Raw genomic sequence first — 23,801 nt, forward strand, 5'->3', positions numbered from 1 at the left:
CTTTTCCGATCTGACTGCGGATGCACCGCCGGTCGGGGCAGGGATCACCCTGTCCTTGGCCGGCGGTCTTTTTTTTTCGCTGAAACGCGGCGCATAAAAAAGGCGCCCGCCGTTGCCAGCGGGCGCTCAGTCGGGGTGGGAGCTTCCCCGTCCGTCAGAAATTTCCAGGATAGAGGCCGCCGTCCATCTGGATGTTCTGCCCCGTGATGTAGCCGGCGTAACGCCCGCACAGGAACGCGCACATGGCGCCCATTTCGTCGGGATCGCCCACACGGCCGGCCACAGGATTCTTGGTCAAATGCATCGTGATTGCTTTGGAATGGCGCAAGCGGTTGGTGTCGAAGGGACCGGGCAGCAGGTTGTTGATGGTCACACCCTTGCCCGACAGGCTGGGCACCAGACCCAGCACGAAGCCCGTCAACCCGGCCCGCGCCGCACTGGACAGTCCGATCACCGGGATCGGCACACGCACGGAGGAGGAGGTGATGTTGACGATGCGGCCATAGCCACGCTCGGCCATGCCATCGACCGTCAGGCGGATCAGGTCCACCGCGGTCAGCAGATTGGCGTCCAGCGCCTTGATCCAGGTATCGCGATCCCAGTCCCGGAAATCGCCCGGCGGCGGGCCGCCATTATTGTTGACCAGGATATCGGCCTGCGGGGCCGCCGCGATCACGGCCGCGCGGATTGCCGGATCGCTGATATCGCCAAGGACGGGGATCACCGTCACCTCCGGCGCCTCCCGCCTGATGTCGGCGGCGGTCGCCATCAGCGTTTCCTCGGTCCGCCCGTTGATGACGACATTGGCGCCCTCGCGCGCCAGGGCCATGGCGCAGGCGCGGCCCAACCCCTGGCTGGCCGCGCAGACAATGGCGCTCCTGCCCTTCAAACCCAGGTCCATGATGTTCCTCTTGCTCAATCGATCTCGTAATTACGGCCGAAATCGGGGGGCGGGGGGCCATCGGCGGACCAAAGGAACATGCCGTCCTGCTTGGTCCATTCAATGGCCTCCCAGTCGCATTGGGCCGGGATATGGTCCATATCGTAGTAATACTCGCACATGCCGTTCCACGGATCGCGGAAATAGTGGAAATAATTGGACCCGATGGCATGGCGCCCCGGTCCCCAGGCATGCTTGTAGCCCTTGGATTTCAGCTTCACCGCCGCCAGCTCCGCCTCGTCGATGGAGGCCATCTCGAAACTGGCATGGTGGAAACCGGGGGCCGGCGAATTCAGGAAGCCGATGACATGATGGTCGCTGTCGCCGGCGATGCGCAGGAAGGCGCCATATTCATCCTTCAGCGTGTCGGACACCTTCATGCCCAGCACCTGGCAATAGAAGCTCAGCTTGCGCGTCACGTCCGGCGTGAACAGGATCAGATGGCCCAACCGGCGCGGATTGGTGGGCAGCGCCCGGGTCGGGCAGCCGCGCGTTCCGGCACGCGGGTTCAGGCCGGGGCTGTTGATCACCGGCCCCGGCTCGGCCGCGCGCTCGGCATTGTCCGCGACCTGCACATTCACCAGGTGCCCATCCGGGTCCAGGAACCACAATCCCTCGGCGGCACCGGCGAAGGGGCGGGGCAGCAATGGCACCCCACGTGCGTGCAGGCGGCCGGCGATCGTCTCCAGCCCCGCTGCATCCGTACCAAAGGAGACATGGTGGAAGCGCCGCGACTGTCCCGTCTCCACCAGCACGATCTGGTCCTGCGCCCGACCCTTGCAGCGAAAGGCCAGATGGTCGGCGCGGTTTTCCACCGACAGGCCGAAGGTCTCATAGAAGTCGGCACCGGGGGCCAGGTCCGGCACGCCCAGGGCCAGGTGTTGCAAGCCGTTGATCATCTTGGCACTCCTCCTCCCGTTTTATGATTGCCCCGACGCCTTTAGGCGCCGAGCCGGCCTGCCAGCCGGGCGACTGTTTCTCCCTGGTGGCGGGCACCTTCCAGTTCGGTTTCCGACGGAAGCCGCTCGCCCTTCATGCCGCTGACGGTGCTGGCGCCATAGGGGGAGCCGCCCGTCACCTCGTCGATGCGCATCTGCCCCTGATGCGAATAGGGCAAACCACACACCAGCATGCCATGGTGCAGCAGATTGGTGATGATGGAGAAGAGGGTCGTTTCCTGCCCCCCATGCTGGGTGGCGGTGGAGGTGAAGGCAGCCCCGATCTTGCCGCGCAGGGCGCCCGTGTACCAGAGCGGACCCGTGCGGTCCCAGAAGGCCGCCATCTGGCTGGCGATGCGCCCGAACCGGGTGGGGGACCCGACGATGATGGCGTCGTAACCGCCCAGTTCCTCCACCGTCGCGATAGGAGCCTTCTGGTCCAACTTGAAATGGGCCGCCTTGGCGACCTCCTCCGGGGCGGTTTCGGGCACGCGCTTCACCACGGCGTCGGCCCCGGTGCGCCGCGCGCCATCGGCCAGCGCCTCGGCCATGATCTCCATATGGCCATAGGCGGAGTAATAGAGGACGAGAACCTTTGTCATTGCGCTGTTCCTTGTTCAGGCCGCCTGATGCCGGGCGGTGGCGATGCCCATGCCGGCATTCCATTGCGGGATGTCACGGTAGAAGATCTGCTGATGGTCGAAGGGGCCCGTGGCCGCCATGGCGGCATAGGCGGCGACCCAGTTGCGCACCTCGTGCCCGCCGCAGCCGGCGATCCGCGTCAGTTCCGCCTCGCCCAGGGTGGCGATGCTGTCGAAATCCAGCGCCGCCATCTGCTCCATGAAGGCGCGGTCCCAGCCGGGGTTCAGCGGGGTCGCCCTGCCTTCCCCGCGCGCCAGCTTGCGCGCCGTCTCGTAGTTCGCCTGCTCACGCGCACGCCGCGCCTCCATGGGTGGGTTGCGGCCGGCGATCAGCATTTCGGCCACGGGCGGCGGGGCCGTCTGGATGCTGGGGATCGGCGGGTCGTGCGACAGGCCGCCCGAGCCCAGGATCAGCACCCGCTTGTTCAGACCCGACAGCCAGCGCCCGACCGCCGTCCCGAGCCGCCGCACCTGCCGGAAGGACGGCAGGGGCGGGCCGGAACAGTTGATATGGATGGGCAGCACCGGATAGCGCGCCACATCGCCCGTCAGCAGCACCAACAATTGCGCGAACCCATGGTCCAGCTGCGCGCGGTAGGACATGGCGGCATCGACATCGGCCGCATGCAGGGCGCGCACGCAATCCAGCGCCAGCGCCTCCGGCACGTCGAATACATCGCCCATGCCGCCAATGTCATAATCGCCGATGGCGGTGGCGCGGATGCCGACGGTGAAGGGCGGCAGCATGTCGTAGAAGAAGCCCTTGAAATGGTCGGGCGCGAATTCGACGATCAGTTCGGGATCGAATTCGGCCACTTCCGCTGCCAGATCGGCGAAATGACGCCGCACATCGGCATCCACCTGCGGGTCGGCGTCTACATGATCCATCAGCGGGGTGTGGGAGGCGCAGATCATACGCACAGTCGGGGATGGCATCGGCTGTCCCCCGTCAGGCGGCGGGCCGGCGGGCGGCCGGCGCGTGCTGTGCCAGGAAATCCAGATGCAGGCGGTTGAACTCATCCGCCTTCTCCCACTGCGGCCAGTGGGCGCAATCATCCATGATCACCAGCCGCGCATCGGGGATCGCGCGGGCGAAGCGCTCGCCGGTGGCAACGGGTGCGGTGGGATCATGGTCGGTCCAGATGACCAGCGTCGGCGCCTTCACGCCCGTCAGGCTTTCATCCGTCAGCACGTTGCGCATGCGGATATCCATGTTCTGCAGGCACAGGATATGTTCCATGGCCCGCAGGAAGTCGGGCTGGGTGTAGATGGCGAGGCGCAGCTCGACCAGATCGTCGGTGACGCGCTTGGGATCATGCATCAGCCATTCCAGGCGGGCGCGGACGGTGGCGGGGCTGGCCTCCGCCACGGCCTTCATGGTGACGTTGTAGACGCGTTGCATGACGGCGGGGTCGGTGTTCAGACCACCGGCGGTATTCAGCGTCAGGGTCGCCACCCGGTCGGGATGGTCGATGGCGAACTGCGCCGCGATCCAGCCGCCCAGGGATTCCCCGTGGACATGGATGCGGGCCAGGCCCAAAGCATCGCAGAAATCCAGCAGATGCTGCACATAATGCCGGATCTCATAATCATGGTCCGGCTTGTCGCTATAGCCATGGCCGATCATGTCCAGCGCGATGGTGCGGTAATGTTCGGCATGCGGCAGCAGGTTGCGCGTGAACGCCTCCAGATGCCCACCCGTGCCGGGGATGAAGACCACCGCCTCGTCGGCGCCGGCGTTCCCCGCCTCCACATAGCGCGTGCGGATCGGACCGGCCTGGACATAGCCCAGGCGGACGCTGCCGCGTGCGATTTCGGGCCAAAGATGCATGGGTTCCTCCCGTCATTTGTTACACGCTAGCATGCTAGTTTTGAATGCGCTTGTCACCGAAATTTTTCGACAGGGGCGTATATTAGGAAATAGCTTTTTATAACAATTTGTTATGATTTTTGCTCGCTGGTCTGACTGAGCATGGCGCCCATGAAAACTGATCGGCATCCGCGCTTCCCGGGGCTGGGGTTGCAGCCTTGATCTGGCAGGTGGCATCAACTTTCATTTCTATGTTGCATCCTAGCACTCCGGCACGATAGGGATTCGGGGGTGCGCCTGTGAATGGGGAATTCAGCGTGAACAAGAAGGACGAGGTCTACGAACTGCTGGTCAGCCGGCTGGTCGGGGCAGAGTATACGTTCGGCCAGAAACTGTCGGTGAAAGAGGTGGCAGCCGACACGGGCGCCAGCCGGCAGCCCATCATGGCCGCCCTGAACCGCCTGTCGGCGGAGGGCTTCGTGCGCATCATTCCGCAGGTCGGGTGCGAGGTGGTCAATCCCGATCGCGACCAGATCGCTGATTTCTACCTGATGTTCGAACGGATGGAAGGGCTGCTGGCCGAACTGGCCGCCGCCCGCCGCACCGACGCGCAACTGAAGGAATTGCGGGACATCCAGGCCCGCATCACGGCCATCGACTTCGCCCAGCCGGAGGCGGCGCAGGCCTATCTGGAACTGAACCGCGCCTTCCACCAACTGATCCACGACATGGCCCAGTCGCCCTTCGTCGATGAGCGTCAGAGCAGCAATTTCAACATGTCGGATTTTTTCATCAACCAGGCCATCGGCTTTTCCGCCTTCATGGGCGGGGCCGCGCAGGAGCATGAGGAGATCATCGAGGCCATCGCGTCGAAATCGCCGTCACGGGCCCGCAGCCTGTCGGAAAGCCATATCGCCGGTGTGGCATCCGCCGTTGCATCCGGTCTTCGCGCCAAATGGGCGCGGTAACCATTCATTTTCTGAACTGACATGCTTGCATGCTAGTTCGCGATGTGTAACAGTATCCCCATGATGAAGCGGATAGGGGCCGAAAAGACCCGGCCGCTTCGCCAGACAAGGGGCCGGAACAACCGGCCCTTAACGACATGCCGGCCGAAGGCAGCGCCGAACCGGCACGGGGAGTGCGCCACATGCAAGATCATCCTGCCCAGGGGCCGGCCTATGACGCCGACGCCCTGCGGAACAAGTATCGCGCCGAACGGGACAAGCGCCTGCGCCAGGACGGGGCAGGGCAATATCTGGATGCTGCCGGCGAGTTCGCCCATTTCACTGACGATCCCTATGTCGCTCCCGGCTTCACCCGCGATGCGGTGAATGAGGATGTGGATGTGCTGGTGGTCGGCGGCGGCTTTGGCGGCCTGCTGACGGCGGCAAAGCTGTGTGACCGCAATCTCCGATCCTTCCGTATCGTGGAACAGGCCGGCGATTTTGGCGGCACCTGGTACTGGAACCGCTATCCCGGCGTTCGTTGCGATATCGAATCTTATATCTACATGCCGCTGCTGGAAGAGGTGGGAACCGTTCCGGTAGAGAAATATGCCACGGGCGCGGAGATCTTCGCCCATGCAAAGGCCATCGGCCGGCACTACGGCCTGTACCCGCATGCCCTGTTCCAAACCAAGGTGCAGCGGCTGGAATGGGACGAGGCGGCGGCCCGCTGGATCATTGCCACCGACCGTGGCGATACCATCCGCGCCCGCTTCGTATCGGTCAGCCAGGGGCCGCTCGCCAAGGTTAAACTGCCCGGCATTCCCGGTATCAAGAGCTTCAAGGGCCGGATTTTCCATTCCAGCCGCTGGGATTATGACTATACCGGTGGCGACGCGTCGGGCGGGCAGGTGAAGCTGGCCGACAAGCGGGTGGCCATCATCGGCACGGGCGCCACGGCGGTGCAGATCGTGCCACGTCTGGCCGAACATGCGATGCAGCTGCTGGTCTTCCAGCGCACGCCGTCCGCCATCGATGTGCGCAACAACCGGCCCACGGACAAGGATTGGTTCCAGTCACAGCCCAAAGGCTGGCAGCGCCGCCGTATGGAGAATTTCCTGTCCATCATCAATGGCCGGCCGCAGGGCGAGAATCTGGTGGGCGACCATTGGACCGACCTGTGGGAGCGCATGGGTGCCCTGATGGTCCAGGGCCAAGGCAAGGTTGCCCCGCCCCAGGCCATGCAGCAGGCCGATTTTGAAAAGATGGAGCAGATCCGAGCCCGCGTGACGGCAACCCTGGGCGACGGCGCGGCGGCCGAAGCCTTGAAGCCCTGGTACAATTTCCTGTGCAAGCGCCCGCTGTTCAGCGACGAATATCTGCCCGCCTTCAAGCGGCCCAATGTCACGCTGGTCGATACCGGCGGGTGCGGGGTGGAGGCGGTGACGGAAACCGGCGTCGTCGTCAACGGCACGGAATATCCGGTCGACTGCATCATCTTCGCCACCGGCTTCGATGTTGGCGCCGCCGCACACAGGGTCGGTGGTTATATGGTGATCGGGCGCGACGGGAAGTCGATCGAGGAGAAGTGGCAGGCCGGCCTGCGATGCCTGCACGGCACCATGTTCAGCGGCTTTCCCAATTTCCACGTCGTGGGCGGGGCGGAGCAGGGCACAACGGCCTTCAACTTCACCCACACGCTGGATATTCAGGCGACGCATGCCGTTGAGATCATCCATTATGCCTTGCGCAACGGCGTCGCCGCCCTGGAGGCAACGCCGGAAGCCGAGGAGCGCTGGCGGGCCACCATCGAAGCCAAGCATGTGGACCACGAGCATTTCTATGAGGATTGCACGCCCGGCTTCCTGAACAATGAAGGCGCCTTCAAGGATCGTCCGACCTATGTCGGTGGGACCTATGGCGGTGGTCCGTTGGAATACGAAGCCGTGATCACGGCATGGCGTGCGGAGCGGCTGGCGCAGGACATGGATATTCGCTTGCAGGGTCGCGCGACGGAGTAGCGCGCCGGCGTCGCATGAGCTTCGTTCATGCAACGCCCCCGCCATACCCACATCTAACATTCTAGAATTTATCAACTCCAGCCCACCGGAGGGCTGGCGCAAACCCGACAATGATCAAAGAACGGGAGGAGGAAGCCATGTTTAGCCACAAGATGAAGGGTGCTGTCTGCGCCATGGCCCTGTTGGTGCCGGCGCTGTCACAGGCGGCGGAGACACAGGTGGCCCAGGTGGGCGACATGCTGGACGAGATCATCGTCACGGCCACCAAGGCCGGCGAGACGACGATGCAGAAGACGCCCCTGGCCATCAGCGCCTTTTCCGCCGACAAGCTGGACAGTTCCCTGGTCCTGAACGTCAAGGATCTGGTGGCCGTCACGCCCAACCTGTCGGTGGCCCAGGTAACTGCCAGCGCCGTCATCTATATGCGCGGTATCGGCAGCTCCAACGTCTTCGGCGGGTCCGACCCGTCGGTGACCACGCAGATCGACGGCGTCTATATCGCCCGTGCCTTCGGCCAGTTCCAGGATTTCGTGGATATCCAGCGCGTCGAGGTGCTGCGCGGGCCGCAGGGCACGCTCTATGGCCGCAATGCGGTCGGCGGCACCATCAACATCATCTCCAAGAAGCCATCCGACACGCCGACCGGCAAGCTGCAACTGACCGTTGGCGATTACGAACGCCGCCAGGCGCAGTTCTATGTCAGCGGCCCGCTGGTGGAGGAGAAGCTGCAGGCCAGCCTGTCCGGCACCTATATCCGCCATGACGATTATATCGACAATATCCATGCCGCCGGTCAGCCAGGCACCAACAATGCCAATCGCGGCGGCGTGCGCGGCCAGTTGCGTTTCGTGCCCGCCGATAAGGTGGAGATGATCACCCGCGTCGATTACAGCCAAAGCGATGAGCGGTTCGACAGCTACAGCCACCTGCTGGTGCCGTTCCGTCCGGGCGGCACCAACCCGGCGCCCCTGGCCTCGGGCATTGTCGGTGATTATTCCAAGGTCGCGCTGAATTCACCGCAGACCAACGACACCAAACTGTGGGGCGTGGCGCAGGAGGTGAATGTCGACCTGTCGGATGAACTTGCCATCAAGTCGCTGACCGCCTTCCGCAAGAGCCGGTACAACCTGTTGGTGGACAGCGACGGCACCGAACTGCTGGCCCAGATCAGCAATCAGAATGAATGGTCCAGGCAATTCAGCCAGGAACTGAACCTGACCGCCAATCTGGACCGGTTCAACGGTGTGCTGGGCCTGTTCTATTTCCATGACAAGACCAGCACCCTGCTGCAATCCACCAACTATGCCAGCCCCGTCCTGCCGCCGGCCAACGCCTTCTATATCCGCACCGAACCCGACAGCTTCACCACCTCCTATGCGGCCTTCGCGCAGGGGACCTATAAGCTGACCGACGATCTGGGCTTCACGGCGGGTCTACGTTTCACGCAGGACACCAAGCGCATCGAACAGAATTTCAACCGTGTCTCCCTGGCCACCAACGCCTCGACCCCCGGCTTCCCCTTCATCTATGAGCTGAAGCGGAAATTCGATGCGGTGACCCCGAAATTCGGCCTGGATTACCAGGTGACGGACGATGTCATGCTCTATGCATCCGCCACGCGCGGATTCAAGAGCGGTGGCACCAGCATCTTCGCCAACAATGCCACCGACCTGTCCTTCGCACCGGAAACCATCTGGGCCTATGAGGGTGGCATCAAGAGCGACCTGTTCGACCGCCGCCTGCGCTTCAATACCAGCCTTTTCCATTATGATTACAAAGACTTGCAGGTACAGTCGCTGATCGCCCCCGGTGTGGTGGCCATCCGCAACGCTGCCAATGCACGGGTGCGCGGTGTCGAATTCGAAGTGACGGCGAAGCCCGTCACGGGGCTGGAACTGGGCGGCAACCTGTCCTTCCTGGACACCAAGTACCGGTCCTTCCCGACCTCCAGCGTGCCGAACCAACTGGTGAATTTCGTGGCCACGGATCCGCGCTACAACGCGGCCACCCGCACCTTCAATGCCACCGGCAACAATCTGAACGCTGCCCCCAAAAGCTCCCTGTCCACCTATGGTCAGTACAATTTCGATGTGGGGCCGGGCACGGCCTTTGTCCGGGGTGAGTATTTCCGACAGAGCAAGGTCTATTACGACGCTTCCAACGCCGACATTTTCGCTCAGAAATCCTATGACCTGATCAACGCCTCGGTCGGCTGGAACAGCGACGAGGGTGGCTGGGGCGTGCAACTGGTCGGCAAGAACCTGGCGGACGAGCAGTACCTGATCACGGTCGCCGCCAACGGCCTTGTTCCCGCCGGCCTTGCCGGTGCCCCCCGCACCTGGGTCTTGCAAGTCTCCAAGAGCTGGTAGTCGTGGAATCAGTTATTTAACAATGTTACGGCTGTGGTCAAAAAAATCGAACAAATGGACTTACTTGTCAGGGGTTTCTGCCTGAAGCAGCTATCTCCAACGCCACGGTCGAGCAGTTCACGGGCGCGGGTGTGGCGTCCATCATGATGAGCATAGACCCACTCGGTTGTTTCCATCATGACATCTGCAATTAGGTCGAGCCGCTGTTCGATGGTAAGATGGCTGACTTGCGGTTCAGCCGCAACGGTGCACCTGATCCAATCAAGACTGCCCGAAAGTCGTTCACGTTGGTGCAGGTGGGACCGGTGAGCAGAAGATCGTCCAACAGGCCGAAGAAACGATAGGCGTCGTTGTTGGCGAGCAGGGCGGCGGGGTCAATGCCCAGGGCCCTGGCCCTGGACAGGCTGTCTGGTGCCAGGAAGGCGCCTGCATTGTCCTCGCTGCCGTCGATACCGTCGGTGTCACCCGCCATGGCGTGGATGCTGGCGGCTCCGTCCAGCGCCAACGCCAGGCCCAGCAGATATTCCGTGTTCCGTCCGCCCCGGCCAGTGCCGCGGAGGGTTACCGTGGTTTCCCCCCCGGACAGCAGGCAGGTGCGCCGCCCTGCCTGTCGCTCTGCCAGGGCCAGGGTGGCGTGGGCGTTACCCAATTGGCGCGCCTCGCCTTCCAGAGCGTCGCCAAGAATGACGGGTTCGTACCCCGCTGCCGCTGCTTCGGCAGCCGCCGCCCGCAGGGCGTCCATGGGGCGCACGACCAGTCGGCCTTCCGCCCTGGCCAAGGTCTCGTCGCCGGGCTTGGGCGTCTCACCGGCCGGCGACAGCAGGTGGGCCCGTGCCGCCGGTGACAGATCGATGCGGCAGCGCTCCAGGATGACCAGCGCTTCCCCGCGAGTGGAGGGGTCCGCCAGGGTTGGGCCGGACCCGATGGTGGCGATATCGTCACCCGGCACATCGGAGACGGCGAGCGTAACCATTCGTGCCGGGAAAGCGGCGGCGGCCAGCCGGCCACCCTTGATGGCGGACAGGTGCTTCCTGACAATGTTCATGTCGCGGATGCCGGCGCCGGCGCGCAGCAGCGCGCGGTTGATCGCCTGCTTTTCGGCGAAGCTCACTCCCGGTGCCGGCGCCACCAGCAGTGACGACGCGCCGCCGGACAGGAGGGCGATCACCAGATCATCCGACGTCAAACCCCGCACCAGACCCAGCATGCATTCGGCCGCTTCCAGGCTGCTGGCGTCGGGCACCGGATGGGCGGCCTCCAGCACGCGGATACGGCCGGGCGGTCCGGGTAGGGTGTAGCCATAGCGCGTGACCACCGCCCCCTGGAGATCACCTTGCCAGAGCCTGTCCAGTTCCGCTGCCATCGCGGCGGCGGCCTTGCCGGCGCCGATGACGATGGTCCGGCCCTTGGGCGGCGGGGGCAGGAATGCTGCCATCCGCCCCTCGGCCCGGCCCGCCCGCACGGCGGTGTGAAAGAGGCGGGCCAGCAGGGTCCGCGCTTCGGCGTCGATCGTCATGGGGTCACCAGATTGCGGGGTATTTCCCCCCGGAAGAAAGCGTCGAGATCATGGACAAGACTGAGGCCCATCTGCGTGCGCGTCTCGGTGGTGGCGCTGCCCAGGTGGGGCAGCAGGAAAGTGTTGGGGGCGGCCAGCAGCAGGGGATTGATGGCGGGCTCGTCCGTGAACACGTCCAGGCCCGCCGCCCCCACCTGGCCCGAGGCCAGGGCGGCGGCCAGCGCCGGCTCGTCGATCAGGGCGCCGCGTGCGGTATTGACCACGACGGCACCCCGCGGCAGCCGGACCAGCCGTTCGGCGTTCAGCCAGCCACGCGTCGCCTCTGTCAAGGGCAGGTGCAACGACAGGAAGCGGCTGTGCGGCAGCACCGCCTCCAAGCTGGGATGGAAGATCACGCCGTCCTGTTCATGGGTGAAGGGCCGGGCGCGGACATGGGCGTGCACCGCCATGCCGAAACCCGCCGCCCGCCTTGTCACGGCCTGCCCGATGCGCCCGAAGCCGAGGATGCCCAGCGTCTGGCCGCTGACCTGCGTGCCTAGCAACTGGTTGGGCTCCCACCCCGTCCAATGCCCGGCGCGCAGCAGGCGCTCGCCCTCGCCGGCCCGGCGCGCCGCGCCCAGCAACAGCAGCAAGGCGATATCCGCCGTGGCGTCGGTTAGCACATCGGGCGTGTTGATCAGGGGCAGGCCGCGTGCCGCCAGCGCCAGCCGGTCGACATGGTCGACACCCACCGAATAGGTGGCGATGGCCCGGATGGAGGCGGGCAGGGCGGTGATGAAGCCGGCATCCACCCGGTTGGCCAGCGTGCAGACCAGCGCGTCGTAGCCCTGGCACAGGCCGGCCAGTGCCACCGGGTCCGTGATGCGGTCCAGCACCGTCAGGTCGAAACGCTGCCTGAACGAAGCGGTCACCGCGTCCGGCATGGGAAATGTGGCCAGCAAGCGCGGCCGGATCACAGCGGCCACGCCCATGGACGGGACAGGCGGTCGGCCTGCTGCCATTGGCGGATCAGATCGGCCTGCCCCAGGGTCAGACCGATCTCGTCCTCCCCGGCCAGCAGGCGGCTCTTGTACTGTGCGCCGATATCGAAGGCGACAGGGGTGCCGCCGGGCGGCGTCACGACCTGGTCCGGCAGGCTGATGGCGAAGGGCTGTTGCCCGGCGGCCGCGTCGGCGGCATCCATCAGGGTGGCCACGGCGTCTTCGTCCAGCCGGATGGGCAGCAGCCCGTTCTTCAGGCAATTGCTGTAGAAGATGTCGCCGAAGGTGGGGGCGATGACAGCCCGCAGGCCCATGGCCGCCATGGCATGCACGGCTCCTTCGCGTGAGCTGCCGGTGCCGAAATTGCGCCCGGCGAGCAGGATGGAGGCGTCGCGCCAGGCGGGGCGGTTCAGGATGAAGTCCGGCCGCTCACGCCCCTGCACGTCATAGCGCAGATGACGAAAGGCACAGGCGCCCAGCCGGGCGCGCGGCATGGACAACAGATCGTCCATGGTGATGATCACGTCGGTGTCGACATTGTCCATCCGCAGCGCGGCCGCGATGCCGCGATGATCGATGAAGGGCTGCATGGGCGCTTCCCGTTCTGGAAATCGTGGGATCAGGGCCGGGCGGCACGGATGTCGCCGGCATCGGCGATGCGGCCGGCGATGGCGCTGGCGGCGGCGGTCAGCGGGCTGGCCAGATGCGTGCGCGCCTCGGGTCCCTGCCGGCCGATGAAATTGCGGTTGGAGGTGGAGACGCAGCGCTTGCCCGATGGCACCAGATCGCCGTTCACGCCCACGCACATGGAGCATGAGGGCTCCCGCCACTCGAAGCCCGCTTCGGTGAAGACGCGGTCGAGTTGCTCGCGCTCCGCCTGGTACTTCACCTGCTGCGAGCCGGGCACCACCCAGGCTGTGACATGCGGGGCGACCCGCCGGCCGCGCACCAGCTCGGCGGCCAGGCGCAAATCCTCCAGCCGTGCATTGGCGCAGGAGCCGATGAAGACATAGTCCACCGGCAGGCCCTTCAGCGCCTGCGCCGCGTCCAGGCCCATATAGGCGAGCGCCTTGCCATTGCCCTCGGGCACGGCGCCGTCCGTGGCCGCCACCTGTTCGGGACTGATGCCCCAGGTGATCTGCGGGGAGAGGGTGGAGACATCCGCCTCCGCCTGCTTGTCGAACACGGCATCCGGATCGCTGTGCAGGCCGTGCCAATGGGCGATGGCCTGTTCCAGGTCGGCACCGGACGGGGCGAAGGGGCGGCCGCGCAGCCACTCCGCGACCTTGTCGTCCGGTGCGATGACGGCGAAGCGCGCGCCCATCTCCACTGCCAGGTTGCACAGGGTCGCACGCGCCGCCACCGACAGGGACGCGACAGCGGGTCCGGCGAATTCCAGGGCGTGTTCCCGCCCCCAATCGGCACCCAGCCGGCCGATCAGGTAGAGGATGATGTCCTTGGCCGTCACGTCGGGGGGCAGGGTGCCCGTCAGGAGGATGCGGGCACTGGCCGGCTTCTTCAGCCACAGGGTCTGGGTGGCGAGGCTATGCGCCACCTCGGTGGAGCCGATGCCCCAGGCCAGCGCCCCCAGCGCGCCATGGGTGGAGGTGTGGCTGTCGCCGCAGACGATTGTGAGGCCGGGCAGGGTCAGCCCCTGTTCCAGGGCTGCCACATGCACGATGCCCTGCATGCCCGTCTCCCGGCCCAGATGGCGCACGCCGGCCCGCGCCGCCAGATCGGCCAGCGCGCCCACGAAGCGGGTGTAGCGGTCGGGATCACCCCCTTCCGGCGCCGGGCCGGAGCCGATGACATGGTCGGGGATGGCCGTGTGCAGGGCCGGCGTGAAGACGGGCAGCCCCAGCGCCTCCACATCCTCCAGCCCCAGCGTGCCCGACAGGTCGGTCAGGTAGGAACGATCGATATGGACAAGGTCGAGACTGCCGTCACTCGTGATGACATGGCTGTCCCAGATCTTGTCCAGCAGGCTGGCGGGGGCGGTCATGGCGCACCCCCGCCGTCCGTGAACATCGCCTGCCAGCGGGCCTCGTCCGCCCAGATTGCGGGAAAGCCGACCAGCTCGTGCGAGGGGACCCTCAGCGGCGCGTCAGGCACGATCTGGCGGCCCTCCGCCAGGAAATGGCCGGCCGCCGCCTCCATGGCCGACAGGGCCGGGAAGACGAACAGGCCGGGGAAGATGGCGATGGCGAAGCCCAGTTCCTGCAATTCCCGGCAGCTATATTGCGGGGTCAGGAAGCCGGGGGCGGCAGGTGTGATATTGATCATCACAGGGCCATCGGCCCCCAGTTCGCCGCCGGTGCGCCTGATGGCCTCCGCGCTGTCCAGCCCGTCCACGAACACCAGGTCGGCCCCGGCCCGGCGGTAGAGGCGGCAGCGCGCCAAGGCCTCCCCGATGCCGTGGGTGGCCAGCGCGTCGGTGCGGGCGATCACCAGCATGTCCGACCTTGTCTCGACGGCCACGGCGATCTTGGCCGCCATCTCGGCCGCCTCGATCACGCGCTTGCCCTTGGTATGGCCGCACTTCTTGGGCATCTCCTGGTCTTCGATCTGGATGGCGGCCACGCCGGCGCGTTCATATTCGCGCACCGTGTGCTGCACGTTCAGCAGCCCGCCATAGCCGGTGTCGGCATCGGCGATCAGCGGCTTGGACGAACAGCGGCCCAGCAGTTGGGCGGTCTGGACCATGTCGCCCATGCCGACCAGGCCGGCATCGGGCAGGCCATGGCGGCTGGCCGCCACGCAATAGCCGCTCATATAGAGGCTGTTGAAGCCGAAACGGTCGGCCAGCAGGGCGGAGAAGCCGTCATGCACGCCGGGTGCGGCGATGAACTCACCGCGTGTCAGCAGGGATCGCAGCATCAGGCGGCTCCGATCCGGTGGGCGGCGCGCAGCTGCTCCGTGGCCGCCGCATTCTCCATCTTGATCGACTGGGCCAGTTCCGGCGGCATGGCCTTGGCCATGATGTTCATGACGTGCTGGGTGGTGGTGGTGGGCTCGTAGCGCGCCGGATTGCCCTCCCCCTGGCAGGTGGGCAGGCACTGCACCTGGGTGCTGGGGCCCGGCCCCATGAAATGGGCCAGCGACACCCGGTGCCGGTCGGCGCGGTTGGCCACGCGGTGGGGGTTGGAGGTGAACAGGTCGTTGGTCCAGATCGACATCATGTCGGCGATGTTCAACACCATGGTTTCCGGCATCGGTGGCGCCGCGATCCAGTTGCCGTCGAGATTCATCACCTCCAGCCCGCCGACATCGTCCTGCCAGAGCATGGTCATGGACATGTAGTCGGTATGCGGGCCGCAGGACCATTCATTGGCCTTCAGCACGTCGCGGGCCGGCGGGTAGTAAGAAGGCCGGAAATTGTAGAACGGCACCCGGTGTGCCTCGTCGAAGAAATTCTCCGGCAGGTCGAGTGCCAGGGCGAAGCCGCGCACGATGCCCTGCGCCACGGCCAGGGTGGAGCGCACATGCGCCCGCATGGCCGCCTGGAAGCCGGGCAATGCGCTTTCCGCCGGCCAGCGGGTGACGCCGCGGTCGGCCGGGCTCAGGGACGTATCATCGCTCTCCTGCCCGAAATCGTAATATTCCTTGTAGTCGGGCTCATAACCCGGCGTGATCTTCTCCGATCGCATGGGGCACCAGCCGCGCGCGGCCGTCAGGTCCAGGCAGCGGGCCGGCTCCTTCAGTTCCGCTGGCAGATTGAAGAAGCGGATCATCATCTCCCGGATGGCATACATATGGTTGTCCGGGATGCCGTAGCCAGTGATGTAGAAGAAGCCGCTATTGATGCAGGCCTCCCGGATCTCCGCCGCCACGGCTTGGCGGGCTTCAGGGGTCGATGTCGGCGAGAGCAGCGCCGCCACATCGATGACGGGCAGCCGGTCCAGCGAGCGGCGCCGGATACCGAAACGTTCCTCGTTCAACAGGTAGCGGGCCTGAAACTGCGCGCGATGGCTGTCGGCGGTGACCATGATCTTGTCCTCCCCAGGCGGTTCCCGGTGAACCCGGCGTTCATCGATTGGCGAATTTTTATAATACCGTTATAATTTTTGAAACAAGATCGAGTCAAGACGGATTCGGTCGGGCCGGGATCGGGGCCCGTGCTTGTCGTGAAACCGCCGCCGGCGTTAATGTCCGGGTTGGAGAACGAACGGGAGAATGCGGGAATGGCGCGTGCCGAGGCCCAGAAGCAGAAGAAGCATGACGACCGCCGCCAGCACATCCTGGAGGCGGCGCGGCGCCTGTTCTTCCTGCAGAGTTTCGAGAATGTCTCCATCCGCGACATCGAGCGGGAGAGCGGCTACACGCGCGGCGCCATCTATTATTATTTCGCCAGCAAGGAGGACGTCTATTTCTCCACGGTGCTGGACGGGCTGCGGGAGATCAGCGAGGAGGTGGAGGCGCTGTCACGGCGCCAGGCCAGTGCGGCCGAGCGGCTGCTGGGCTTCATCCATATCCATGTCCGCTCCTATGACGAGGCGCCGGCCATGTTCAACATCCTGTTCCGCTTCTTCTTCTCCATGCGCCCGGACTATGTGTTTCCCGAGCGGGTGCTGGCGGAGGTGGACGTGCATGTGCGCAAGACCGTCGCCGCCATGACGCGCATCATCGATGACGGCAATGCCAGCGGCGAGTTCAAATGCCCGGACCCCGGCTTCCAGGCACTGGCGCTCTGGGGCCTGTCGACCACGGTCATCCGCATGACCGATGACAATCCGCGCATTCGCTCCGTCGGCCGTCCCCGGGCGCAATTGCTGGCCGACCTTGAACGCTACGTGCTGACGGGGGTGGGCGCCGCGACGTCGGCGCCGGGCCAAGCGGCCGAGGCGATGCCCGTCCCGGGCAAGGCGGCGCGGCGCGGGAGGGGCTGATGGATACGCTGCCGGCCAAGGGCGAGGGACGACCGGTCCCGCGGCTGCCGATGCTACGCTATGCCGTGGTCGGGCGGCCGGCCCTGCTGGAGAGGTTGCTGGCGGCGTCGGCGTTTCCTGTGGTGCTGCTGGCGGCGGACCCGGGTTTCGGCAAGACCACGCTGATGTGCCTGGCACATGATGCGCTGGCGGCGCGGGGGCGGCTCGTGGACTGGCTCGACGCGCGCCACGCGCCGGACTGGCTCGACCGGCTGGCGGCATTGCTGGCCGGCCCGCCGCCGCGCGGCCGTGACGGCGTGGTGTTCATCGACCATCTGGACCAGATCGCCCAGCCGGTGGCCGACCGTTTCGACCTGATGCTGGCCGGCGCCGGGAGCGGCTGGTCCGTCATCGCGGCCGCCACCGGCCGGGCGCCGTTCCGGGCGGCCGACATGGTGGTACAGGAACGGCTGAAGTGTTTCGGCACCGAGGAATTGCGGATGTCGCCGGTGGAGGCCGAAGCCCTGTTCGCCGCCGTCGGCGCGACCCTGCTGCCGGAGGAGGCGACCCGCCTGTGCCGGCTGGCGGAGGGCTGGCCTGTGGGGTTGAAGCTGATGGCGCAGGACCGGCTGGGGACCGGTCCCCGGTGCGGGGAACGCCAGCCGCGCCAACCGGTGCCGGGCCTGGCCGCCTATTTCGAGGAGCGCGCCTTCCGTCGGCTGCCCGGGGGGCTGCGGGAGGCGCTGCTGGCGGCCAGCATCACCGAGGCGTTCAATGCCAGGCTGTTCGAGCAGATCACCGGATCGGCGCAATTGCCCGACCTGGAAGCCGAGGTGCCGTTCCTGCGGGCGGTCGCCGACCGGCCGGGCTGGCGCCGCTTCCATGGGCTCTATCGACAGTTCCTGCAGGAACGGTCGGCCTCGCTGGGCGTCGCCGCCCTGTCCCGCGCCCATCATGCCGCCGCCCGCTGGTTCCTCGACCGGGGACGGCTGGCCGATGCGGCCGAACATGCGCTGGAGGCGGGGGAGATGTCGTTCGCCACGGACACGATCGACAAGGCCGCCCGCAGCTACATCGCCAACGGCATGATCTCCGCCGCCCTGTCCTGGATCGACCTGCTGGGGCCGACGGTGGAATTGCGGCATCCGCGCATCAAGCTGTTCCGGGCCACGGCCCTGACCACGTCGGGCCGGTTCGAGGAGGCGGATGGCGAGCGGGCGCAGATCGTGGCCCTGGCCCATGACGCGACGGTGCCCATCGACCAGGCCTTGCGCCAGGAGTTGCTGCGCCAGACCGATTTCCAGGCGGCCATGCAGCATTTCTTCCTGGCCCCGGCGGAGATGGATTTTGCGCGGCTGGACGCCATCCTGGAGGCCTGCCGGGGGATGGAGACCAGCGTCTTCGGCGAGACCCTGCTGCTGAAGGTGCTGACCGCCTGCCGGCGGGGAGAGGTCGACTTGGCCCGGTCGCTGTTCCCGCAGGTCCATCGCCGGCTGACGCAGACCGCCTCCTGGTATGCCCTGGTGCTGAGCGAGGTGGCCCGTGCCGACCTGGACCTGCGCGCGGGCCGGCTGGAGGCGGCGCGCGACATCGCCATGGAGATACTGGCCATCGTGCTGGACCGGGTGGAACGCGAGGTGCCGGTGCTGGCCATCATCCGCATCAAGCTGGCCGAGATCGCGCTGGAGGAGAACGACCTGGACGCCGCCGCCGGGTTGCTGGCCCTGGCGTTCGAGCAACTGCCCGAGCTGCAATCCGGCGAGTGGGAGGCCCGCGCGTTGCTGCTGCGCGCCCATCTGTGCCTCGCCCGGCAGGAGTTCCGGGCCGCCCGGGTGGCCATCGCCCAGGCGCGCGAGTGCCAGCCGCGCCACAACCTGGCCTCGCTCGACGCTGAACTGGCGGCACTCGATGTCCGCACGCTGTTCGAGATGGGGCGGGAGGCCGAGGCGGTGGCGCTGCTGGAGGGGCAACCGGAAGTGTCGCGCCTGATCCTGGCCCGTCCGTCGGATACGGCACTGGCCCGCATCCGCCTGTCGCTGGCGCAATGCGAGGTCCTGGCGGCGCGCGGCAAGCACGAGGTAGCGCTGGCGCGGCTGTCGAGCATCGCCGCCAGCGCCCGGCAGTTGGGCCTGCTCAGGATGGAGATCGAGGCGCTGGTCCTTGCCGCCCGCGTCTCCTTCCGCGGCGACGATCCCAAGCGTGCGCTGCGCAGCCTGCGCGAGGCGGAAAACCTTGCGCAGGCGTCGGGCATGATCCGCCCCTTCGTCGAGTTCGAGCAGTCGGCGGCAGACTCCGGCCTGCTGGATGCCTATGCGGGGGCCAGCGGCCGACGCGACGGCGCCGCCGCCCGCCCGCCCGCATCACCCGCGCGCCGGGGTCGCCAGAAGCCGGAGGTGGTCGAGGCGGATATCGGCATTACCGGCAAGGAGCTGGAGGTGCTGGAACTGGTGGCGGCCGGATACAGCAACCAACAGATCGCCGACGAGCTGTTCGCGGCCCTGTCCACGGTGAAGTGGCATGTGCGCAACATCCTGGCCAAGCTGGACGTGCAGAACCGGGCCGCCGCCATCTCCCGCGCCCGGTCCCTGCGGCTGATCCGCTGACGCCTACCCCATGGGCACCCACACCGCCTTGGTCTCCAGGAACGCATCCAGCCCTTCCTGACTGCCTTCGCGGCCCCAGCCGCTGGCCTTGTAGCCGCCGAACGGGGCCATGTGGGTCACCAGCCGGTAATTGTTGATCCAGACGGTGCCCGCCCGGATTTTCGATGCCACCCGGTGCGCCCGGCCGATATCCTCCGTGAACACCGAACCGGCCAGACCATATTCAGTGTCGTTGGCGATGACAATGGCCTCCTCCTCCGTCTGGAAGCGGATCAGGCTGGCCACGGGGCCGAAAATCTCCTCCCGCGCCACCCGCATCTGGTTGGTCACGCCGGTCAGCACGGTGGGCCGGACATAATAGCCGCCCAGGGTCTTGTCCGGCCCGCCGCAGAGCATGCTTGCCCCCTCCGTCGGTGCCAGGTCCAGGTAATGCAACACCTTCTCATAGTTGGGCCGGTTGGCGATCGGGCCCATCTGGGAGGAGAGGTCCAGCGGATCGCCCAGCTTCATGGCATTGGCATATTCAGCCAGAGCGGCGGCGAACCGGTCGTAGAAGGCATCCTGCACCAGCACGCGGGAGCCAGCCATGCAGGTCTGGCCGGCGGCGGCAAAGATGCCGGCCGCCGTGCCGCGCACGGTCTTTTCCAGGTCGGCGTCGGCGAAGATGATATTGGCCGACTTCCCGCCCAACTCGGACGTGACGCGCTTCAGGTTGCCGGCGGCACTGCGCACGATCTCGCGTCCCGTGGCGGTGGAGCCGGTGAAGGAGATCTTGGCCACGTCCGGATGTGCCGCCAGGGCCGCCCCGGTCTGGCGGCTGGAGCTGACCACCACGTTGAACACACCGGGCGGGAAGCCCGCCTCATGCACCAGCTTGGCGAATTCCAGGCTGGAGACGGGCGTATGTTCGGACGGCTTGACCACCATGGTGCAGCCGGCTGCCATGGCTGGGCCGAACTTGAACAGCAACTGCCCGGCCGGGGAGTTCCAGGGCGTGATGGCCCCCACCACACCCACCGGCTCCTTGCGCGTATAGACGAAGCTGTCCGGAAAGGGCAGGACCTTGCGCGAAATGGGGATGGGCGCCTGGATCACGCGGCCATCGATCTTGTCGGCCATGCCGGCCCAATAGTGCAGCAACTCGGGGATCAGCATCCACTGCATGCGCTGCTCGGCCAGCAGCTTGCCATTGTCCTGTACCTCCAGGGGCGCGATGTCGGGTCCGTGCCGTTCGCACAGGTCGGCCAGGCGGCGCAGCAGGCGGGCGCGTTCCTGCGGGATCAGACCGGGCCATTCACCCTGCTCGAACGCCGTCTTCGCCGCCGCCACGGCAAGGTCGATATCGTCGGCGCCGCTGTCCGGCACTTCGGCCCAAGGCGTGCCCAGGGCCGGGTTCTCCGATTGATAGGTGGCGCCGGAAACCGCATCGACCCATTGACCGCCGATATATTGCTGATAGCGCCTTACGTGGCTCATGACCGCTAATCTCCTCCATTGTCGCGCTTTTCGCGTTTGGATTGTCTGGTTGGCGGGTTCCCATTATCGACACGCCCCTGGCGCAAGCGCCCGTCTTTGGGAGGGGCGGGTGGAGAAGGGCGGGATCGACGGAAATGCCGGCCGGCGGCAACGGGCCGGCCATGGAAGGTGCCGCGGCGAGGAGGGGACGGTTGGTGCGGCGCCGTGCGATTTCCCATCCTTAGGGCGGGTGTCCGCAGCCCTGACCCCTTGTAGCCTGCTGAGAACGGATGGGCAGGCTTCCACCTGACCCCCCAACGGGTTCACGATTGAACCACCCATCCGAACCGACCGGCAGGGCCGGCGATAAATGAACATAAAAAATGGGGAGGTTATTGAATGAACGGCGTTCGCAGGACGATTCTGTTGACCACGACCACCATGGGCCTCGCGCTGGCGGCCGGCCCGGCTCTGGCGCAGACGGAGGGTGACCGGAATGCACCGGTGCTGGAAGAGATCGTCGTCACGGCCCAGAAGCAGAAGCAGAACCTGCAGGAGACGCCGGTTTCCATCGCCACCTTCACGGGCGACGATCTGCTGGACCGGGGCATGGGCACGGTCACGACGCTGGCGCTGCAGACCCCCAGCCTGACCATGAAGTCCGATTTCGGCACCACCACGCCCAACATCTTCATCCGTGGCGTCGGGTCCAGCGATTTCAACGCCAATGTCACCGGTGCCGTCGGCGTCTATATGGACGAGGTGGTGCAATCCTCGCCGGGCGGCCAGTTGCTGCAATTCTTCGACGTGGACCGGATCGAGGTGCTGCGTGGGCCGCAGGGCACGCTCTATGGCCGCAACACCACGGCCGGCGCCATCAACGTGCTGTCGCGGGGGCCCACGGACGAGCTGTCGGCCGACCTTTCCGCCGAATATGGCCGCTTCAACGCCGTCCGGGTCGAGGGTGGCGTCGGCGGCCCTGTCGCGGGCGACAAGGTCAGCGTCCGCATTGCCGGCCTTTACAACTACCGCGACCCGATCCTGACCAACACCTATACCGGTGCCGACCGCGAGGCGCCGCGCAAGCTGAACGGCATCGACAGCTGGGGCCTGCGCGGCCAGATCCGCTACGACATGGACGCCGATGCGATGCTGCTGCTGAACATGCATGGCGGTGGCAGCAGCACCTCGGCCTATCAGTCGCAGCATCGCGGCCTGCTGGATCCCGGCCAACTGGCGCTCGGCAACATGGTGCCCTGCGGCGTCGAGCGGGTGGAGCGTCTGGAATGCGTCGATGTCGCGGGCTATCGCGACACGGACGGTAGTATCTACAAGGGTGCCTACAACAACCGCAGTGTCGAGAGTGTCGATGTCTGGGGTGCGAACCTGAAGGGGGAGTTCGGGCTGGGCGGCGACTACTCGCTGACCTCGATCACCGCCTATGAGGATGTGGACCGGTTCACGGTATTCGACGCCAACCAGGGCCCCTCCTCCTATTTCTCCAAGGCGCTGCATTCGGCGCAAAGCTGGCAGTTCAGCCAGGAGGCGCGGATCGCCTCGCCGGAGGAAGGGCGGTTCCGCTGGATCGCCGGTGGCTTCTTTTTCAAGGAGAAGCTGGATTTCACCGGCGAGTTCGACCTGGGCCTGATCAGCATCTATCCGCGCTACGGCTATGACCAGGACGTGCGTTCCTGGGCCCTGTTCGGACAGGGTTACTACGACCTGACCGAACAGCTGACCGCCACAGTCGGCCTGCGTTATTCCGACGAGACGCGGTCCATCGACTATGCCTCGAGCTTGCTGGCGGGATCACCCAGCGGCCCGCGCGTGCCGCTGGTGGCGGTGAACCCGGCGACGGCCGCCGCCGACCCGTTCATCGATGACAAGCTGGATTTCAGTGACCTGTCCTGGCGCTTCGGGCTGGACTACAAGGCCGGCCGCGACGTGATGCTGTTCGCCTCCGTCAGCCGGGGAGCCAAGTCCGGCGGCTTCAATGGTGCCTGGCTGCAAGAGAGTTTCCAGGCCACGCCGCTGCGCGACGAGCAGTTGACGGCCTATGAGGTGGGGGTGAAGTCGGAGCTGCTGGACAACCGGCTGCGGCTCAATCTCACGGCCTTCCATTACGACTACAAGGACCTGCAGATCTACATCCTGGCCAATCCGCCGGGCGGCACGGTGCCGCAGCAGACTCCTGCCAATTTCGGGGCGCGGATCAATGGTGGCGAGGCGGAACTGGTGGCACAGCTGGCCGACGGGCTGACCGCGAACCTGGGCTTCGGCGTGCTGGACACCAAGATCATCAAGGCGAATTTGCCGACCAGCCTGGTGGCGCTGGGCGATCTGAAGGGCAACGAGCTGCCGCAGGCGCCCAAATTCTCCATCAATGGCGGGCTGACCTATGAGATGCGGGTGGCGGATGCCGGGACCCTGACCCTGGGGGCGGATTTCTCCCGCGTGGGACGGGCCTGGTCGGATGCCACCAACTCCCCCATCCTGCGCACCGACGATCCGCTGCTGATCGACCTGCGGGCGGGCTTTTCGCCCGATGGCGGCAACTGGACCTTCTCCGTCTATGGCCGCAATATCACCGACCGCAAGCACATCACCCATGTGGCCGATCTGTCCTTGTTCGGCCTGCAATATGTCATCTACGGCGATCCGGCCACCTATGGTGCCGGCGTCAAATATTCCTTCTGAGGACCAGCCCCCCTTCCGC

General features: G+C 66.0%; 18 protein-coding genes. 6 read left to right on the forward strand and 12 right to left on the reverse strand.

Annotated features, from left to right (window positions below; all coding sequences use genetic code 11):
- Positions 1–154 precede the first annotated feature (154 nt).
- The 5 genes from AC1Q7F_RS28965 to AC1Q7F_RS28985 are packed head-to-tail and all read right to left on the reverse strand — an operon-like array spanning position 155 to position 4,350.
- Positions 155–901: an SDR family oxidoreductase gene (locus tag AC1Q7F_RS28965; RefSeq protein WP_492512040.1), complete on the reverse strand. Its 747-nt coding sequence runs from the start codon at positions 899–901 to the stop codon at positions 155–157.
- A 14-nt stretch (positions 902–915) separates the two neighbouring features.
- Positions 916–1,839 carry a VOC family protein gene (locus AC1Q7F_RS28970; RefSeq protein WP_492512041.1) on the reverse strand — a complete coding sequence of 308 codons (924 nt, stop codon included), beginning with the start codon at positions 1,837–1,839 and terminating at the stop codon, positions 916–918.
- Between the two features lie 41 nt (positions 1,840–1,880).
- Positions 1,881–2,480: an NAD(P)H:quinone oxidoreductase gene (gene wrbA / locus AC1Q7F_RS28975; RefSeq protein WP_492512042.1), complete on the reverse strand. Its 600-nt coding sequence runs from the start codon at positions 2,478–2,480 to the stop codon at positions 1,881–1,883.
- Between the two features lie 15 nt (positions 2,481–2,495).
- Positions 2,496–3,455 (reverse strand): 3-carboxyethylcatechol 2,3-dioxygenase, encoded by a 960-nt coding sequence (locus tag AC1Q7F_RS28980; protein WP_492512043.1) that lies wholly within the window; start codon positions 3,453–3,455, stop codon positions 2,496–2,498.
- Positions 3,456–3,468: 13 nt separating this feature from the next.
- On the reverse strand, positions 3,469–4,350 hold the full coding sequence (locus AC1Q7F_RS28985; protein ID WP_492512044.1) for an alpha/beta fold hydrolase: 882 nt from the start codon (positions 4,348–4,350) through the stop codon (positions 3,469–3,471).
- Positions 4,351–4,646: 296 nt separating this feature from the next.
- On the opposite strand from AC1Q7F_RS28985, the gene AC1Q7F_RS28990 reads away from it, so the two are divergent.
- The 3 genes from AC1Q7F_RS28990 to AC1Q7F_RS29000 all read left to right on the forward strand — a co-directional run bounded on the left by AC1Q7F_RS28990 (position 4,647) and on the right by AC1Q7F_RS29000 (position 9,666).
- Positions 4,647–5,297: a GntR family transcriptional regulator gene (locus tag AC1Q7F_RS28990; RefSeq protein WP_492512045.1), complete on the forward strand. Its 651-nt coding sequence runs from the start codon at positions 4,647–4,649 to the stop codon at positions 5,295–5,297.
- Between the two features lie 182 nt (positions 5,298–5,479).
- The gene (locus AC1Q7F_RS28995; RefSeq protein ID WP_492512046.1) at positions 5,480–7,297 is read left to right on the forward strand and encodes a flavin-containing monooxygenase; all 1,818 of its coding nucleotides are present in this window, start codon (positions 5,480–5,482) and stop codon (positions 7,295–7,297) included.
- Positions 7,298–7,434: 137 nt separating this feature from the next.
- Positions 7,435–9,666: a TonB-dependent receptor gene (locus AC1Q7F_RS29000; RefSeq protein WP_492512047.1), complete on the forward strand. Its 2,232-nt coding sequence runs from the start codon at positions 7,435–7,437 to the stop codon at positions 9,664–9,666.
- Positions 9,667–9,856: 190 nt separating this feature from the next.
- On the opposite strand, the gene AC1Q7F_RS29005 is transcribed toward AC1Q7F_RS29000, so the two are convergent.
- The 6 genes from AC1Q7F_RS29005 to AC1Q7F_RS29030 are packed head-to-tail and all read right to left on the reverse strand — an operon-like array spanning position 9,857 to position 16,148.
- A complete protein-coding gene (locus AC1Q7F_RS29005) occupies positions 9,857–11,182 on the reverse strand; it encodes a glycerate kinase type-2 family protein (protein WP_492512048.1) in 1,326 nt (441 codons plus the stop codon).
- The gene (locus AC1Q7F_RS29010; RefSeq protein WP_492512049.1) at positions 11,179–12,138 is read right to left on the reverse strand and encodes a 2-hydroxyacid dehydrogenase; all 960 of its coding nucleotides are present in this window, start codon (positions 12,136–12,138) and stop codon (positions 11,179–11,181) included. The genes AC1Q7F_RS29005 and AC1Q7F_RS29010 overlap by 4 nt, the downstream gene beginning before the upstream one ends.
- Entirely contained in the window at positions 12,135–12,752 is a 618-nt protein-coding gene (leuD, locus tag AC1Q7F_RS29015) for a 3-isopropylmalate dehydratase small subunit (RefSeq protein WP_492512050.1), read from the reverse strand. The genes AC1Q7F_RS29010 and leuD overlap by 4 nt, the downstream gene beginning before the upstream one ends.
- 29 nt (positions 12,753–12,781) lie before the next feature.
- Complete coding sequence (locus AC1Q7F_RS29020; RefSeq protein ID WP_492512051.1) at positions 12,782–14,164, reverse strand: 3-isopropylmalate dehydratase large subunit; 1,383 nt, start codon at positions 14,162–14,164, stop codon at positions 12,782–12,784.
- Positions 14,161–15,039 carry an isocitrate lyase/PEP mutase family protein gene (locus AC1Q7F_RS29025; protein WP_492512052.1) on the reverse strand — a complete coding sequence of 293 codons (879 nt, stop codon included), beginning with the start codon at positions 15,037–15,039 and terminating at the stop codon, positions 14,161–14,163. Before AC1Q7F_RS29025 ends, AC1Q7F_RS29020 begins: the two co-directional genes overlap by 4 nt.
- Positions 15,039–16,148: an isopenicillin N synthase family dioxygenase gene (locus AC1Q7F_RS29030; protein ID WP_492512053.1), complete on the reverse strand. Its 1,110-nt coding sequence runs from the start codon at positions 16,146–16,148 to the stop codon at positions 15,039–15,041. Before AC1Q7F_RS29030 ends, AC1Q7F_RS29025 begins: the two co-directional genes overlap by 1 nt.
- 195 nt (positions 16,149–16,343) lie before the next feature.
- Here AC1Q7F_RS29030 and AC1Q7F_RS29035 point away from each other — a divergent pair, with 195 nt between their 5' ends.
- Together AC1Q7F_RS29035 and AC1Q7F_RS29040 are read left to right on the forward strand one after the other, a co-directional pair.
- A complete protein-coding gene (locus tag AC1Q7F_RS29035; RefSeq protein ID WP_492512054.1) occupies positions 16,344–17,048 on the forward strand; it encodes a TetR/AcrR family transcriptional regulator in 705 nt (234 codons plus the stop codon).
- On the forward strand, positions 17,048–19,630 hold the full coding sequence (locus AC1Q7F_RS29040; RefSeq protein ID WP_492512055.1) for a LuxR C-terminal-related transcriptional regulator: 2,583 nt from the start codon (positions 17,048–17,050) through the stop codon (positions 19,628–19,630). The genes AC1Q7F_RS29035 and AC1Q7F_RS29040 overlap by 1 nt, the downstream gene beginning before the upstream one ends.
- Positions 19,631–19,633: 3 nt before the next feature.
- Here AC1Q7F_RS29040 and AC1Q7F_RS29045 read toward each other — a convergent pair whose 3' ends face one another.
- On the reverse strand, positions 19,634–21,106 hold the full coding sequence (locus AC1Q7F_RS29045) for an aldehyde dehydrogenase (protein WP_492512056.1): 1,473 nt from the start codon (positions 21,104–21,106) through the stop codon (positions 19,634–19,636).
- Positions 21,107–21,511: 405 nt separating this feature from the next.
- Between AC1Q7F_RS29045 and AC1Q7F_RS29050 the strand changes: the two genes are divergently transcribed.
- Positions 21,512–23,782 (forward strand): TonB-dependent receptor, encoded by a 2,271-nt coding sequence (locus AC1Q7F_RS29050; protein ID WP_492512057.1) that lies wholly within the window; start codon positions 21,512–21,514, stop codon positions 23,780–23,782.
- The last annotated feature ends 19 nt before the right edge of the window (positions 23,783–23,801 follow it).

This window comes from Niveispirillum sp. GW835-FHT14G11, from assembly GCF_058793615.1.

Bases quoted from the DNA above. Each gene is read 5' to 3' on its own strand.
- AC1Q7F_RS28965 (WP_492512040.1), bottom strand. From the start codon at position 901: ATGGACCTGGGTTTGAAGGGCAGGAGCGCCATTGTCTGCGCGGCCAGC.
- AC1Q7F_RS28970 (WP_492512041.1), bottom strand. From the start codon at position 1,839: ATGATCAACGGCTTGCAACACCTGGCCCTGGGCGTGCCGGACCTGGCC.
- wrbA (WP_492512042.1), bottom strand. From the start codon at position 2,480: ATGACAAAGGTTCTCGTCCTCTATTACTCCGCCTATGGCCATATGGAG.
- AC1Q7F_RS28980 (WP_492512043.1), bottom strand. From the start codon at position 3,455: ATGCCATCCCCGACTGTGCGTATGATCTGCGCCTCCCACACCCCGCTG.
- AC1Q7F_RS28985 (WP_492512044.1), bottom strand. From the start codon at position 4,350: ATGCATCTTTGGCCCGAAATCGCACGCGGCAGCGTCCGCCTGGGCTAT.
- AC1Q7F_RS28995 (WP_492512046.1), top strand. From the start codon at position 5,480: ATGCAAGATCATCCTGCCCAGGGGCCGGCCTATGACGCCGACGCCCTG.
- AC1Q7F_RS29000 (WP_492512047.1), top strand. From the start codon at position 7,435: ATGTTTAGCCACAAGATGAAGGGTGCTGTCTGCGCCATGGCCCTGTTG.
- AC1Q7F_RS29005 (WP_492512048.1), bottom strand. From the start codon at position 11,182: ATGACGATCGACGCCGAAGCGCGGACCCTGCTGGCCCGCCTCTTTCAC.
- leuD (WP_492512050.1), bottom strand. From the start codon at position 12,752: ATGCAGCCCTTCATCGATCATCGCGGCATCGCGGCCGCGCTGCGGATG.
- AC1Q7F_RS29020 (WP_492512051.1), bottom strand. From the start codon at position 14,164: ATGACCGCCCCCGCCAGCCTGCTGGACAAGATCTGGGACAGCCATGTC.
- AC1Q7F_RS29025 (WP_492512052.1), bottom strand. From the start codon at position 15,039: ATGCTGCGATCCCTGCTGACACGCGGTGAGTTCATCGCCGCACCCGGC.
- AC1Q7F_RS29030 (WP_492512053.1), bottom strand. From the start codon at position 16,148: ATGGTCACCGCCGACAGCCATCGCGCGCAGTTTCAGGCCCGCTACCTG.
- AC1Q7F_RS29035 (WP_492512054.1), top strand. From the start codon at position 16,344: ATGGCGCGTGCCGAGGCCCAGAAGCAGAAGAAGCATGACGACCGCCGC.
- AC1Q7F_RS29040 (WP_492512055.1), top strand. From the start codon at position 17,048: ATGGATACGCTGCCGGCCAAGGGCGAGGGACGACCGGTCCCGCGGCTG.
- AC1Q7F_RS29045 (WP_492512056.1), bottom strand. From the start codon at position 21,106: ATGAGCCACGTAAGGCGCTATCAGCAATATATCGGCGGTCAATGGGTC.